Annotated in this window: 11 protein-coding genes and 1 pseudogene; 5 read left to right on the plus strand and 7 right to left on the minus strand. The window is 72.6% G+C overall.

The genetic code is table 11. The annotated features are described in order from the left end of the window. Positions 1-156: pseudogene (locus ASC99_RS41710) on the plus strand (non-reducing end alpha-L-arabinofuranosidase family hydrolase); the annotation flags it as partial. 13 nt (positions 157-169) lie between these two features. Here ASC99_RS41710 and ASC99_RS41920 read toward each other — a convergent pair. The 4 genes from ASC99_RS41920 to ASC99_RS14395 all read right to left on the minus strand — a co-directional run bounded on the left by ASC99_RS41920 (position 170) and on the right by ASC99_RS14395 (position 5,231). Beyond that, positions 170-1,405, minus strand: coding sequence for a C40 family peptidase (locus tag ASC99_RS41920; protein ID WP_057231910.1), 1,236 nt, complete (start codon positions 1,403-1,405; stop codon positions 170-172). Positions 1,406-1,610: 205 nt separating this feature from the next. Beyond that, the gene (locus tag ASC99_RS14385; protein WP_200948331.1) at positions 1,611-2,681 is read right to left on the minus strand and encodes a hypothetical protein; all 1,071 of its coding nucleotides are present in this window, start codon (positions 2,679-2,681) and stop codon (positions 1,611-1,613) included. Positions 2,682-2,727: 46 nt separating this feature from the next. Further along, complete coding sequence (locus ASC99_RS14390) at positions 2,728-4,509, minus strand: threonine/serine exporter ThrE family protein (protein ID WP_235502497.1); 1,782 nt, start codon at positions 4,507-4,509, stop codon at positions 2,728-2,730. An 86-nt stretch (positions 4,510-4,595) separates the two neighbouring features. Beyond that, positions 4,596-5,231, minus strand: coding sequence for a DedA family protein (locus ASC99_RS14395; protein WP_082598315.1), 636 nt, complete (start codon positions 5,229-5,231; stop codon positions 4,596-4,598). A 111-nt stretch (positions 5,232-5,342) separates the two neighbouring features. Between ASC99_RS14395 and ASC99_RS14400 the strand changes: the two genes are divergently transcribed. After that, positions 5,343-5,528: a hypothetical protein gene (locus ASC99_RS14400; RefSeq protein WP_057231913.1), complete on the plus strand. Its 186-nt coding sequence runs from the start codon at positions 5,343-5,345 to the stop codon at positions 5,526-5,528. A gap of 186 nt (positions 5,529-5,714) precedes the next feature. Here ASC99_RS14400 and ASC99_RS14405 read toward each other — a convergent pair whose 3' ends face one another. Next, entirely contained in the window at positions 5,715-8,039 is a 2,325-nt protein-coding gene (locus ASC99_RS14405) for a hypothetical protein (RefSeq protein WP_057231915.1), read from the minus strand. Between the two features lie 43 nt (positions 8,040-8,082). Continuing rightward, positions 8,083-9,987 carry an ATP-binding protein gene (locus ASC99_RS14410; RefSeq protein WP_057231917.1) on the minus strand — a complete coding sequence of 635 codons (1,905 nt, stop codon included), beginning with the start codon at positions 9,985-9,987 and terminating at the stop codon, positions 8,083-8,085. A 305-nt stretch (positions 9,988-10,292) separates the two neighbouring features. Between ASC99_RS14410 and ASC99_RS14415 the strand changes: the two genes are divergently transcribed. Next, a complete protein-coding gene (locus tag ASC99_RS14415) occupies positions 10,293-10,610 on the plus strand; it encodes a hypothetical protein (RefSeq protein WP_057231919.1) in 318 nt (105 codons plus the stop codon). Positions 10,611-10,668: 58 nt separating this feature from the next. Here ASC99_RS14415 and ASC99_RS14420 read toward each other — a convergent pair whose 3' ends face one another. Beyond that, entirely contained in the window at positions 10,669-11,838 is a 1,170-nt protein-coding gene (locus ASC99_RS14420) for a TetR/AcrR family transcriptional regulator (RefSeq protein ID WP_063857079.1), read from the minus strand. A gap of 189 nt (positions 11,839-12,027) precedes the next feature. On the opposite strand from ASC99_RS14420, the gene ASC99_RS14425 reads away from it, so the two are divergent. Both ASC99_RS14425 and ASC99_RS14430 read left to right on the plus strand, forming a co-directional pair. After that, positions 12,028-13,185 carry an acyl-CoA dehydrogenase family protein gene (locus ASC99_RS14425; protein ID WP_057231923.1) on the plus strand — a complete coding sequence of 386 codons (1,158 nt, stop codon included), beginning with the start codon at positions 12,028-12,030 and terminating at the stop codon, positions 13,183-13,185. Between the two features lie 122 nt (positions 13,186-13,307). Beyond that, the gene (locus tag ASC99_RS14430; protein WP_057231926.1) at positions 13,308-14,948 is read left to right on the plus strand and encodes a class I adenylate-forming enzyme family protein; all 1,641 of its coding nucleotides are present in this window, start codon (positions 13,308-13,310) and stop codon (positions 14,946-14,948) included. Positions 14,949-14,988 lie beyond the last annotated feature (40 nt).

Genomic DNA, 14,988 nt, shown 5'->3' on the forward strand with positions numbered 1-14,988 from the left:
ATCAGCCACGGCGACCTGGTCCGCAACAACCCCGACCAGACCATGACCATCGACCCCTGCAACCTCCAACTCCTCTACCAGGGCAAGTCCCCCACCGCAGGCGGCCCCTACGACCAACTGCCGTACCGGCCGGGCGTCCTCACCCTGCAGCGCTGACCCACCACCGCCGTCACGGGCGGCCGTAGAAGTCGGGGCGCCCCATGATCCAGAGACTGGCCTGCTTGATGGCCATCCCGGGTCGGGGCGCCTCGATCATCTGGTCGTCGCCGATGTAGAGGGCGACGTGGTGGATGTCCCGGGCGCGGCCGGTGTCGGTCCAGAAGACCAGGTCGCCTGGGCGGAGTTGGGCGTAGCTGACGGGGGTGGACTCGGCGTACTGGTCGGCGGCGAAGTGGGTCAGGCTCTTGCCCGCGCGGCGCCAGGCCATCATGGTCAGCCCGGAGCAGTCGTAGCCGGCCGGGCCCTCGCCGCCCCAGATGTAGGGCAGGCCGATCTTGGAGCGGGCGAAGGCGATGGCGGCCTCGGCGCCACCGGCCGACCAGGGGGACTCGACAGCAGCGTCGGCGGAGGGGCGGGCCGCGGCGGCTGCGGCTTCCGCGGCAGCCGCAGCCCGGGCAGCCTCCTCCGCCTGGGCCGCGGCGATCGCTTCGAGCGCCTCCCGGCGCTGCCGCTCCAGGTCCAGGGTGCTGTTCCGGGCGGCGGCCAGGGCGGCGAGCAGCTGCTCGCGGCGGGCGGCGATCTCGGTGACCTGGGTCTGCTGGGCGGCCAGCCGGGCCTCGGCCTGCTCCTTGGCCAGCCGGACGGCGTCGGCTGCCCTGACCGCCTCGGCCTCGGCCGCTCCGGCGGCCTCGGCGGTGCGAGCGGCCTCGGCGGCGGTGGCCGTGGCGGTGTCCAGGATCTCCCTGGTCCGGGCGCCGACCATGCCGATCGCGGCGGCCTGGGCACCGATCGCCCGGGGTCCGTCGGCGCCCAGCAGGGCGTCGAGGGCGGAGAGTTGGGCGCTGGCGCCCTGCCGGTAGGTCTCGGCGGCCAGCTCGGCGGCCCGTTCGGCGGCCGCCACCCTGGCGGCGGCGGCGACCGCGGCCACCGCTCCGGCCCTGGCGGCCTCGGCCCGGACCCGGGTCAGCCGGGCCTGGGCGCCGTTGTAGGACTCGACCGCCTGCTCGGCCTCCCGGCCGGCCCGCTCGAGATCGGCCTGGGCCGCGGTGAGCCGGGCCTCGATCGCGGTGGTGTCGGCGGCCCGGGCGCTCTCCTCCGCCTGGGCGGCGGCGATGTCGTCGGCAGTGGGGTAGGGATCGTCGGCCGGGGCGGCGATGCCGGGTGCGGCGGCCGCACCCGCGGCGGGCAGCAGACCGAACAGGCCGGAGAGGGTGAGCAGGAGGGTCGGGAGGATTCTGCGAGCCACGGGGTGTCCCTCTCGCGCCGGCTGACGGTGGATCAAATATCTCATCAAGTGACAAATCGGTCACTCGTTGTCATAGTTTCAGACCTGACGGTGCCTCAGCGCCATCCCCACACGGCCGGGCGGGTGAGATGTCGGATTGTCAGCCTCGTTCGGGCGGCGGCGCCGGGCGCGCATGACCGCCCGTCAGCCCGAGCCCCCGGGACGGTCAGTGCGGGCGGCGGGCCTGCGGGTGCGGCAGCCGAGGGGCGGCGGTCCGCAGGCGCCGGTACGGGGCGTGCGGCTCGGGCCCGGCCGGCGAGGAGGGCCGGACGGCGTACGTCCGGGCCCGCCCGGCCCGGACCGTCCGGCGCCGGGCCACTGCAGGCAAGGTCCGTTCCGGACCGGCGGCGGGGCCGGGAGCCAGCGGGTGGGCCCGGCGGTCGGCCAGCCGGGCGGAGCGGCGGGCCAGCGCCCGGGCCTCGTGGGCGTCCAGGTGGGCGGTGGCCCGGGCGGCCATCCGTTCGGCGACCCGGTGGGTGGCGGTGTGGTGGGCGGGGACCTTGTCGGGGGCCCCTGCGATCAGGTCGAAGAGCCAGGTGCGCGCGCGGTCCGCGCGGGCGTGCAGCAGCCGTTCGCGCCGGACCGCCCGTGCCCTGCGCCGTGGCCGGGTGGCGTACCGCCAGCGGGCCCAGGGGCTGGTCGGCCGGGCCAGCCGGATCGCGCCGATCCAGGACAGGCCGGGGACCATGATGCCGAGCAGCCCGGTCCACACCTTGCCCTTGAACAGCGCGACGATCGAGACCAGCGCGTTCACGCTGATCACCGCGACCAGGCCCCAGCGGGTGTCCTGCCCCGGCACCACGCCGAGCGGCACGTACCCGGTCAGCAGCAGCGCGGTGAACAGGATGCCGAAGATCACCGCGTCCACCGACTTCCGTCCCTGCGCGCTCCAGTACACGTCGTCCAGGTGCAGGATCAGCGCGAACTCGTCCAGCACGAGCCCGCAGCCGATGCCGAAGCTGAACCCGAACCAGTCGATCCACGGGGTCGCGCCGTTGGTGGCGAACACCCCGATCCCGCCGAGCAGCAGGAAGCCGAGGCCGAACACCATGTGATGGATGTGCAGGCCGCCGGGGGTGATGTTGCCGGGCCACCAGCGCACCTTCGCCCGGATCATCCGCACGCTGACCCGGATCAGCACGAACGACAGGATGAAGCCCGCCAGCAGTAGGAACAGCGGCTGCTTGTGCGCGGCCACGATATGCGTCCGGTAGCCGTCCAGCAGGGCTTCGATCATGGGTCGTACCTTCGTTCCGTCCTGACCCCGGGCCGGTGACCGGGGATCAGAAACCGCGGGTCCGCTTGGCCGCCCGGCGCGGCACCAACAGGTAGGGGGCAAGCCGTTCGTCAGCCGTACCGAGGCCCCGGGTGCCCGACAGGGTGCTGGGCATCTTCATGAAGAGACGCGCGATCTCCCCTCCGAGGTTGACCCCGACCGCCAGGGCGAGCGCCAGGGCGGCGGCCCGGCCGACCTGGACCACGCCGCCGACCGGGTTGTTCTGGGTGAAGGCCAGCATCCCGAGGTAGATCGCCGAACCCGGCATCAGCGGCCCGAGCGCGGCGGTCATGTACGGCAGCGCGGAGGTCGCCTGGTAACGGGCGGCCAGCTGGCCGAACAGGCCGACCAGGCCGGCCGCGATCCCGGTGGCGACGATCGGGGAGACCTCCGCGTTGTAGGCCAGCACCCCGTACGTGGACCAGCCGATGCCGCTGTTCAGGGTGACCAGCGGAAGGATTCTGCGGTCGGTCTGCAGCAGCATCGCGAATGCCAGTGTGAGCACCATCGCCGCCACCAGCTGCACCGGTGGGTGGCTGATCCCGATCAGGCTCTCGCTCGGGTTCAGGTTCGGATCGAGTTTGGAGCCCGCGTAGAGCACCAGCATCACGCCGATCACGATGCCCGCGACCAGGTACAGCACCTCGAGCAGCCGGGCGGCGGCGGTGATGTAGAAGCCGGTCAGACCGTCCTGCACGGCGGCCACCAGGGCCCGGCCGGGCAGCAGCGCGAACAGCCCACCGGTGATCACCACCGAACCGCGCAGGCCGAGGTGATTGAGCGACAGGATGATGCCGGAGACCGCGGCGGGCATCGCCGCCAGCACGAACTGGTAGAACTCCGGCAGCCCGCGCCGGGCCACCAGCGAGGCCAGCCGGTCACCGAGTATCGCCGCCACGAAGGCGTTCGCGAAGACCAGCCAGGCCTTGGCGTCCAGCTTGCCACCGACCAGGAAGGTGGCCGCCCCGGCCAGCAGCCCGGTGGCCAGCGCCAGCAGCCAGCCCGGGTACGGGTGCCGGTTGCGGCGGATCTCGGCGAGCCGCCGGTAGGCGTCGTTCACCGTCAGCTGCTCGGCAGTGATGTCGGCGACCAGCCGGTAGACGGCGGCCAGCCGGGTGTAGTCGGAGGTCCGGCGGCGGACCACCCGGTCGGCGGTGACCGGGGGTTCGACCAGCGAGGGCTGGTAGGAGATGCCGATCAGCGTGAAGGTGACCTGCGGCTCGCAGTGGTCGAGGCCGAAGGCGTGCGCGATGCCGAGCATCGCGGCCTCGACGTCCTCGGCGGCCTCGCCGCTGGCCAGCAGCAGTTCGCCGATCCGCAGCGTCAGGTCGAGCACCCGCGGCACGTTGCGCTTCACCGCGGACTCGGGCTTCTGCTCCCGCTGGGTCCGCTCGTAGGCCGGCCGCTCTGCCATCGGGGTGCGCAGCAGGGTGCGCATCCGGTCCGGCCAGGGGGCCTCGCCGGGCGCGCCCTGACGGAGCGTCGGGACGGCGATCCCGGTCGGCGGACTGAAGCCGACCGCCTTCCAGACCTCGGGAGTCAGCGTGTCCTCGGGGTTGTAGACCGGCTCGGCCGCCTCGGCCGGGCTGAGCAGGCCCTCGGTCTGCTGCGGCGCCGGAGCCAGCGGGATGACGGTCTGCTGCTCGAGCGGGGGCGCGGCCGAGCCGAGCAGGCCCTCGGTGGGCGGGGCCTCACCTGGGAGTACCGGCTTCTTCGGCACCGGCCGGGGCGGCCTACCGCCCCTGACCTTCTTGCCGCCACCGGGTCGGCCCCGGCCCCGCTTCGGCACTGCCGCTCCTCCGCCGCCCCGGTCCGCATGGTGATCGTCGGTCCCACCTTGCCTGATCGGACGGCCGGATGCACAACAGCCTGAGGTCAGCCCGTCCCCGCCGCGGTCCGACGGGCCCTCAGAAGTTCGACCGCGACCGGAATCACCGAGACCAGCACGATCGCGACCAGGATCGCCTCGATGTTCTCCCGGACGAACGGGATCTGGCCGAGGAAGTAGCCGAGCACGGTGACCCCGGCACCCCAGAGCACGCCGCCGACCATGTTGTAGACCACGAAGGTGCGGTAGTTCATCCGGCTCACGCCCGCCACGATCGGCGTGAAGGTCCGGACGATCGGCACGAACCTGGCCAGCACGATCGCCTTCGGCCCGTGCCGGTCGAAGAAGGCGGCGGCCTTCTCCACGTTCTCCTGCTTGAACAGCCGCGAGTCCGGGCGGCGGAACAGACTCGGGCCGACCTTCCGGCCGAACAGATAGCCGACCTGGTCGCCGGCCACCGCCGCCAGCACGATCAGCACGCACATCAGCCAGAGCGGCTGGGTCAGGTACGTGCCGTCCGCCACCAGCAGCCCTGCGGTGAACAGCAGCGAGTCACCCGGCAGGAAGAAGCCGATCAGCAGGCCCGACTCGGCGAACACGATGGCCAGGATGCCGACCGGCCCGAAGGTGGATATCAGCGTGGTCGGGTCGAGCCAGGACGGACCGAGGGCAAGGCTGGTCACGGGCAGGCGCTCCTCAGGGCGGCAGCTTAGGCAAAGAAACAGTAAAGCATCGACCAAGTAAGCGACGCGTGAGGGCCGAGATTCCCGGCATACCGGACATTCTGTCCGATCATGAGCAGTAACGAAGCCGAGCTGCTGCTGTTCGCCTCGATCAAACGCGGCGGCCTGCTGATCGGGCGTTCGCTGCCCCAGTCGATCGAGGACCGGATCGAACAGACCCTCCGTCAACAGCCGCACGTGGACGCCGTCCTGGAGCTGATCACCATCCTGTACGGCCCCACCCCTGGACCCGCCTAGCTCGGCATCTACGGTCCAGGGGCTCGGGGAACCGCGACGCCGACCTCAGAAAAGGCGATCCGCGCGTAAATGGTCAGGCACTTTCGCAGTGACCCGCACGCCAGATCTCCTCGCCCACGCGGCGGAGCCGCACATCAGCAGAGCCCCGAGCCCCTGGACCGCAAATGGTTGAGCACCTGCCAAAAGCTAAAGGTCGTACCGCTCGACGATCTCCCGGTGCGGCCCCACGTCCACCCCTGCGGCGGCGGCGAGTTCGGGCCAGCTGAGCGGGTGGTCCCACCCCCTGGTCAGGGTGTTCAGGATCGCGTCGGCCTCCGCCGCCGAGGCGAGCGGCGGCACGCCGAGTGCGGCGTAGACCCCGGGCAGCGAGGCCCCCGTCTCCGGGTCCAGCAGCGTGTAGCCGTCCCCGCTGTGGGCCCAGACCGCGAAACCCGCGTCGGTGAGCGCCTCGCGGAAGGTCACCCACTGCACCGTCCCCGGCCAGACCCCGTCCAGCCACCAGGTGGTGAAGCCCGCCGGGTCGAGCAGTGTGAGCAGCTCGAAGGCCGGCCGCCAGTCCAGGCCCTGGTCCTCGGGTGCCTCGTTCAGCAGGGTGGGGCCGAAGACGACCACGTCCCCGTGATTGACCGTCAGGTCGTCGCCGAGCACCGGCATGATCCGGGCGGTCGCCGGTCCGGTGCGGATCGCCGGGAGATCCGCCGGGGTGCCGTTGCTGCGCCGGGCCCGGACGGTGACGACCTGCCACTCCTCGTCCACCGGTCCGCTGTCCTGCTCGAAGTCGATGCCGAGCAGGGCACCGGTGGAGCGGACCACCGCCCAGTCCCGGTTGGCGGTGGCGGCGGTCACCAGCTGCCAGAGGTCGGCGCCGTGCACGGTGCGGTACTGGAGCTCGGCGGGTGTGCCCTCGGCCGGCAGGGCGTGCTCCAGCAGCTCCTGGTAGAGGCGCTGGGCGGTGACGTGGTCGCCGAGCCGGCCGGCGGCCAGCGCGCCGAGCCGGCGCGGGTTGATCCGGCTCGGGTCCTCGGCGATCATCGCGGCGCAGTGCTCACCGACCTCGGCCCAGCGGCCTTCGGCGGCGGCCCAGCGGGCCCTGGCCCAGTACGCGTCGGCTGGGCTGTCCGCCATCAGCCGGTCCGCCAGCCGGCGGATCCCGTCGCCGTCCCCCGCGTCGATCAGTGCGGCGAACAGCACCCGGGCCAACTGCCCGTTGGCCGGGTCGACTTCGAGCTGGGCCCAGAGCAGGTCGGCGGCCGCCCTGGCATGGCCGAGCCCACCCAGTGCACCGGCCAGACCGGTCAGCAGATCGGTCGCCGGAGCGGCCGCGTGGGCGGCGGCCAGCAGGTCGGCGGCCTGCTCGCCGGCCAGCGAGTGGCCGGCCATCCAGTCCCGGAACTTCTCGACCGGCACCGGGAGTTCGGCCACCGGCAGGGCTTCGGCAGCGGCCCGCAGCGCGGCCACCCGGTCCGCCACTCCGTCGGTACGGCGGAGCAGGCCGAGCTTGCGCTCGCCGGTACCGGCCAGCGTCCTGGCCACCTCCCGGGCGCCGCGCCGGACGGCCAGCCGTCCGGCCACCAACAGCAGATCCAGGCAGGGGCGGTGGGACCCGGCCGCGTCCAGGTAGCCGACCCAGTGCGCCAGCCGGGCACCCAGCTCGGCGTCGTTGAGGTAGGCGTCGGCCTCGACCAGCGCGGCCACCGCGGAGGCCCAGCGGTACCGGATGTCGGCGAAGTTCTCCGCCTCCTCCGGCTCGGGCAGCTGCACCAGTGCGGCTTCGGTCCGCCCCAGCGAGGCCAGCATCAGCGCCCGCCCGACCGAAAGCTTTCGGCGGTCGTCCTCGTCCAACTGCCGCCGGGTGGCCAGGAATCCGGCCTCGGCGGTGTCGTACGCGTCCAGCGCCTCCTGGTGCCGGCCGAGCCGGTGCAGCGCGGAGGCCCGGCTGTGACCGAAGGCCAGCGAGACCTGTTCCCCCGCCGCCAGGATCCGGGCCTGGGCCCGGTCCAGGTGGGCGAGGGCGGCCTCGGCCCGGTCGTCGTCCTCCAGGGTGTCGGCGTACTCCCGGGAGAGGCAGTCGAAGCAGGCCCGGGCCGGTTCGACCCGCTCCAGGGTCTCCTCCAGCACGGCGAGCCGCTCGGTCACGTAGCCGGGGCCGTCGATGTTGGCGTGGCAGATGGTGAAGTCCTGCACCGCGCAGACCGACTGCGGACAGGACTCGGTCTCCGGCCGGTGCGCGAACTCCAGCAGCGAGACCGCCTCTTCGAGCGCCGCCTCGCCTTGGTGACGCTTGTTCAGCAGGTTCTGCAGCCGCCAGTGCCGCAGGAAGACCTCGACCCACGGCAGGTCGAGCGCGCGGGCGGCGGCCAGCGCCTCCGGGAAGACCGCGTCCAGTTGCTCGTTCCGCCCCTCGACGGCGTGCCCGGCGATCTCCGCCAGTGCGGCGGCCAACCGGTGCTGGCCGGCCTCCACCAGGCGGGCGTGGCTGTCGTGCACCCAGGCCCAGATGTCGGTGCTCATGCGGCTTCCCCCTTGCCGGGCGTGCCCGGGCCGTTCACTGCGGTCATCGGTTCGGCGTTCCGTCCTGGTCGTCCGTCGGCCCGTCCGGCGTGGCGGGGCCTTCGGGAACGGCCGCCGTGAGCGCCGCCACCGCAGTGCCCACGCCCCCCAGCGCGGCGGCCAGATCCCCGGCGGCGGAGCCTGCGGCCGCCGCCATGATCACCTTCAGTGAGCGGAGCAGCCCGGCCGCCGTGGCGCTGCCGGTGTGCCCCGCCCGGTACGCCGCCAGCAGCTGCTGGACGGCGGGTGCGGCCAGGTTGAGATAGAGCCTGGCCTTGACCGTGCCGTCGGTCCGCGCGGTGAAGGCGCGGGCCAACTGCAGTGCGGCGGACGGTATCCGGGCGTCCGCCTGGTCGTTCTCGATCCGCGCCTTGAGCTCGGCCTCCCGGTCCGGGACGAGCACCAGCGGCAGCCCCGGCGGATCGAAGCGGGCCGGCACCAGTCGCTCGCCGGGATCGGTGAGTGCACCCGACAGCCAGGCGAACTCCTCCCGGGGCAGCGGTCGTTCGGGATCGCGGAACAGCTCGCGGTCGCCGCTCTCACTGCCCAGCTCGACGAGCCGGCACTCCCGCAGCGCGGCGTACCGGCGCAGGAACGGCAGCACCGCGTACCGGTCGCCCCTGGCGATCGGCACCTGCATGGCGCGGTAGAGCATCTCCTCGAAGCCGCCGCCCGCGCCGAGCGCGACGTGCACCGCGCCGTCCCCGGCCGCCCTCAGCGCACCGGCCGTCAGCTCACCCTGCGAGGTGGGCACCGGTACGTCGTCGGCGAGCAGGGTGAACAGCCGGTCGTCCACCAGCGCGGCGCCCAGCAGCTCCTGGCCGTGCCGGGCCAGGATCCGCCGCCAGGCGGCCGGCTCCAGCCTGGCGATCTCGTACAGGCCCTCCACCACCGCGTCGGCGAGTACGCGTTGCAGCGCGCGGTACTGCTCGTCGCGCTGCAGGTCCTCCCGGCCGGCGGTCGGGGTGAGGCGGTTCGACTCGATCACGCCGCCGATGAAGCCGGCCCAGGGCGGCAGCAGATCGCGGGCGTCCTCGGCCAGCAGCATGCCGCGCAGGTAGACCGCGAGGTCGCGGTTGTCGCTGGACCCGTAGCTGCCGCCGTCCTGCACCCAGAGCAGGCCGACCGCGTCGGTGACGCCCTCCACCGGGGCGACCGGCAGGGTGGCGAGCGGCTCGAAGTGCCGTCCGAAGGCGGCGGCGAACCGCATCCGAGCCGGGGACTGATCGCCCGTCAGCTCCGCGCGCCAGGGCACCTGGACGCCGTTCACCGGCTGCTCGTCCTCGCCGACGAGGACCGGGATCGGCAGCAGCACGCAGTACCTGCCGAGCACTTCGCGGAGCGCGTACTCGTCGGCCAGTCGGGCGTGCTCGGGCTTCAGCAGCAGCTCGACCACGGTGCCCGGGGCCGGTCGGGCCGGCACCTGCTCGACGCTGTACTGCTCGCCGCCCCGGCTCCGATAGCGGTGGCCGAGCCCGGGTTCGCGGTGCGAGGTGGTGGTGACGGTGACCTCGTCGGCCACCGAGAAGGCCGACAGGAAGCCGAGGCCGAAGGCGCCGATCAGGCTCTGGTCACCCGTCAGATCGCGCAGCAGCCGGGTGTATCCGGTGCCCACGGTGGCCAGGTAGGCGTGGATCTCCGGCTCGGTCAGCCCGGCTCCGGCGTCCTCGATCGAGATCGTCCGGCCGGCCTGGTCGGCCCGCACCCGGATCACCCCGGCGGCGCTGCCCGGGTCCTCCAACAGACGTCGGGTATGTGAATCGTGGGCGTTCTGGACAAGTTCGCGCAGCGCTACCAAGGGGGTGGAGTAGAGATGAGTGGCCAGCACACCGACCAGACCCCCGAGGTCGACCTCGGTCGTACGCAGATTCTGTTCCGGCAGCCGACCGGGCTGAAGACCTTCTGACATGAGGCCCAAGTCTGCCAGTAAGACAATCCACCTACTACCTTTTTGTGCTTTACCGTTGCCCGGTACGGACATTCTCGGCTGCGTACCAGGTCGGACGGGGGGGAATTGCCCGTTCCGGGCAGCTTCGACAATGCCTTCACAACAAGTCGGCCACCGACCGTGACACGTTCGGGCGAACCGGGTGGCCGACCATTGAAGTCGGCCGAGCCTCTGGTGAATGCTGGTCATGCGACGTCAGGCAACGGTGCGTTACGGGGCGGCCACCCCGCACGTGCCACATTCGCACCAGTTACAGGGAGACCACCGTGTCCCGAATTCGCGCAGCCGCCACCGTCACCGCCCTCGCCGCCTTTCTGCTCCTCGGAGCCGGCGCCGCCCACGCCGACAACGGCGCGGGTGCCGCCCACGGCTCCAACAGCAGCGTCGTGAGCAACATCGGCTCCAGCAACGTCGTCGGCAGCGTCAACGGCAACGGCAACGCGACCCAGCAGGCCGCCACCGGATCCGGTGCGGCCAACCAGAACAACAACTCGGGGGTGGCCGGGAATTCCGGCGGTATCGGCGTGATCCAGGGCAACGGCGCCTTCGCCCACAACGTCTACTACCCCTTCGTGCTCTACTAGGCCGATTCATGCCGTGCGGGGCAGGTCCACAACGGGCCTGCCCCGCACGGGCATTTGCTCAGCCGACTCCCAACACCGCTCTGGCAAAAGCTTCCAGACACTTCGTCAGATCCGGCCGCTGACAGCCCGGCCGGTTCCGCACTCCGTCGTTGACGAGCGAGAACATCGCGTGCACCCGGATCCGGGCCTCGGCCTTGTCGTACTCGGGCCGCACCTGTCGGAGCAGCCCGACCCAGGTCCGCAGGAAGTCCCGCCGGGCGTCGATCGCCGCCTTCCGATCCGGCTCGGCCAGCCGTTCGGTCTCACTGACCGTCACGCCCAGGTAGTCGACGTGCCGTCGGGCGAAGTCCAGATAGGCCCGCAGCCCGGAGTCCAGCGCGACGGCCGGGGTGGCGGCCCCGGCCAGCGCACCGGAGATCTCGTGCCAGAGCCGCTCCCGGCCACGTACCAGGGTGGCGGCCAACAGCTCGGCCTTGGTGTCGAAGTGCTTGTAGACGCTGGGCCCGGAGATACCGACCGCCGCCCCGAGCCGGTCGGTGCTCACGTTGTCGAAGCCACGCTGGTGGAACAGTCGGGCGGCGGCGGCCAGCAGTTCCTCCCGCCGGCTGTCGGCGGCCACCTGCTCCGCCGACCCGGCGGGTGCCGTCGCCGGGCCCGGCGGGCCGAACGGGACGTCCAGCAGCGCCGCACCCAGCTCGGTCAGCAGCCGCTCGAACCGCCGCCGGGGCGGGGCGAAGGTGTGGTACGACAGGCCGCCGTACGCCGAGAGCAGCGACCAGCAGAGCAACTCCGCGTCGGCCCGCGCCAGTTCGGGTCTGGCCGCACCCAGCACCTCGGCCATCCGCCGGACATCCGCCCGCAACTCCCGGCGCAGCTCGGCCCGTTGGGCGGCGGGCAGCAGCCGGGTGTCCCGCTGCCAGAGCGTGCCCAGGGCGCGGTGGTCGATCGCGGCGGCGGCCAGCCGGGCGCACAGCTCGGTCGGCCCGGCCCGGCCGGCCGCCACCGCCCTACGGAGCCCGGCGAGTTCGGCCCCGACCGTCTGGCGGAGCAGCTCGGGCTTGTTCCTGAAGTGCCGGTAGAGCGCCGGGGCGGTGATACCGACTCCGGCCGCCACCTCGGCCATCGACACCTGGTGGTACCCGGAGCGGTGGAACTGCTCACTCGCGGCCGCCAGGATCTGCGCCTTGCGCCCCGGCGGACGGCGGACCACGCCGCGCTCCGTCGTCATCCTCTCGCCCCCTGCAAGCGATCACCCACGGTCGTCGGCCCAGGGTAGCAAGGATTCACTTGACCAGCCGGGAGAAGCTCAGGCAGCGGCGAAACGGCACGAAGAACCACCGGCGTGAACGCTGGACAGCAGAAGCTACCGGCGATTAACTTAACCAGCGATCAGGGGGCACCACGAAGGGAGCGCCGCGTGCGCCGCACCGTGTTCAACGAGGACCACGAGGCGTTCCGGGAGACCATCCGGGACTTCATCGCCAAGGAGGTCGTGCCGGTCTACGAGAGCTGGGAGAACGAGGGCCACCCGCCCCGGGACTTCTACCGCAAGCTCGGCGAGCTCGGCGTCTACGGCATCGAGGTGCCCGAGGAGTACGGCGGCGCGGGCGAGACCGGCTTCAAGTACCAGGCCGTGGTGACCGAGGAGTGCGCCCGGGCGGGCGTCACCTTCGGCTCGTCCGGCGTGCACACCGGGCTGGTGCTCCCGTACCTGATGGAGTACGCCGACGAGGAGCAGAAGCAGCGCTGGCTGCCCGGCTTCGTCTCCGGCGACATCATGACCGCGATCGCGATGACCGAGCCCGGCGCGGGCTCCGACCTCGCGGGCATCACCACCACCGCGAAGCTGGCCGATGACGGTACCCACTACGTCCTGAACGGTGCCAAGACCTTCATCACCGGCGGCGTGCTGGCCGACCTGGTGCTGGTGGTCTGCCGCACCGCCCCCTACGACCCGGCCGACCGCCGGGCCGGGCTCTCCATCCTCTGCGTGGACACCACCTCCGAGGGCTACGCCGTCGGCCGCAAGCTGAAGAAGATCGGCCTGCGCACCTCGGACACCGCCGAACTCTCCTTCACCGACGTCAAGGTGCCGGTGGCGGACCTGCTCGGCGAGGAGGGCAAGGCCTTCGCCTACCTGACCCACAACCTGGTGCAGGAGCGGCTGGCGATCGCCGTCGGCGCGTACGCCTCGGCCGCCGCGGCGGTGCGCTTCGCGGTGCAGTACGTGAAGGACCGCAAGGTCTTCGGCCAGGCGGTGGCCGAGTTCCAGAACACCAAGTTCACGCTGGCCGACTGCCAGGCCCAGGTGCTGGCCCAGCAGGCCATGGTCGACCAGGCCCTGGAGCTCTACCAGCAGGGTGAGTTGACCGTCGCGGACGCCGCCGCGGCCAAGCTGTTCTGTACCGAGTCGGCCTCCGTCGTGATCGACAAGTGCCTCCAGCTGCACGGCGGTTACGGCTACATCCTGGAGTACCCGATCGCCCGGCTCTACACCGACAACCGGGTGTTCCGGATCTACGGCGGCACCAGCGAGGTCATGAAGACCATCATCGCCAAGTCGCTCGGCCTGTAAGCCTCCTGTACCAGCCCGGCGGGCCGACCCCACACCCCCACTCCGCCGGGCCCCGGCAGCGGGCCGTTCCCCCATCGGCCCGCTGCCACCTCCGTCCGACCGTCTCAGCCGCAGGGGACCTGATGACACCTCGACCCGCCGACTCCCTCGCCCTGGTGACCCGGGTGCAGGCCGCGCTGCGCGCCCCCGGCATGCCCTTCGAGGTCGAGTCCACCCCCGAGGGCCCGCGCTACCTGCGAGCGCCTCGCACCCTGCGCGAGCTGCTGGACGCCACCCTCGCGCACGGCGACCGCCCCTTCCTGATCGCCGACTCCGGCCGGTACACCTTCGCCGAACACCACGGCGCCGCCGCCTCGCTGGCCACCCACTGCCTGGGGGCGTACGGGCTGCGCCGGGGCGACCGGGTGGCGATCGCCATGCGCAACCTGCCGGAGTGGCAGATCGCCTTCTGGGCCTGCCAGTTGGCTGGCCTGGTGGCGGTGCCGCTGAACGCCTGGTGGACGGCGGAGGAGCTGGCGTACGCGCTGGACGACTGCGCACCGGGACTGGTGGTCGCCGACCCGGAACGGGCCGAGCGGGTGGCGCCCTGGACCACCCGCCAAGGCGTCCCGGTGCTGACCGACCTGACCGGCCTGCCCCGGGACGGCGTCGCTCCCGAGACCCGGGTCGAGCCGACCGACCTGGCCACCCTGCTCTACACCTCCGGAACCACCGGTCGCCCCAAGGGAGTCGAGGCCACCCACGCGGCCTGGTGCGCTGCGGCCACCGCACCCCGGTTCTTCGCGGCCACCTCGGTGCTCTGCGCGGGCGGCGACCTGGCGGCGGTCCGGCCGCACACCGTCCTGATGACCTTCCCGTTCTTCCACGTCGCCGCGTTCACCACGATGTTCCCGCTGATGGCGAGCGGCGGCAGCGCGGTCCTGATGCCACGCTGGGACGCCGAGGAGGCCCGTCGGCTGATCGCCGAACACGGGGTCACCACGTACGCGGGGGTGCCGACCACCGCGCTCGGTCTGCTGGACGCGGCCGACGCCGCCGGGGACCGGCTGTCCGGACTCACCATGATCAACACCGGCGGGGCAGCCCCACCGCCCGGGCTGGCCGGCCGGATCGCCCGCCGCTTCGACGGCCGGGTCGAGGCCCGCAACGGCTACGGCCTGACCGAGACCTGCGGCGGGGTGCTCGCCAACCTCGGCGCCCGCTACCTGGCGCACCCCGAGAGCATCGGCCGCCCCTCCCCCGCCCTGGAACTGCGGATCACCGACCCCGCCGGCCGCACCCTGCCGGACGGCGAGATCGGCGAACTCCGGCTGCGCGGCCAGTCACTGTTCCGCGGCTACCGCGGCAACCCGGAGGCCACGGCGGCGGCCTTCGCCGACGGCTGGTTCCGCACCGGCGACCTGGCCAAGGTGCTGGACGGCGAGGTGTACGTACTGGACCGGCTCAAGGACCTGGTGATCCGCGGCGGCGAGAACGTGCACTGCATCGAGGTGGAGGGCGTCCTGACAGCCCATCCGGACGTCGCCGACGCCGCGGTGCTCGGCGTCCCGCACCCCGCCCTCGGCGAGGAGGTGGCGGCCGTGGTGGTGCTGCGGCCCGGCGCGACGGCCGGCCCGGACGAGCTGCGGGCCCACGTCGCCGGGCGGCTGGCCGCCTTCAAGGTGCCCACGCACCTGGTCCTCCGGACGGGGGCACTGCCCCGCAACCCGACCGGCAAGCTCCTCAAGCGCCAGCTCCGCGAAGAGCTGGCGCACCACGCTTGAGTGGCACACGCCAGGGACTCGGGGAACTGCGACGCCGACC

The sequence above is a fragment of the Kitasatospora sp. Root107 genome (genome assembly GCF_001424875.1).
Classification (GTDB): domain Bacteria; phylum Actinomycetota; class Actinomycetes; order Streptomycetales; family Streptomycetaceae; genus Kitasatospora.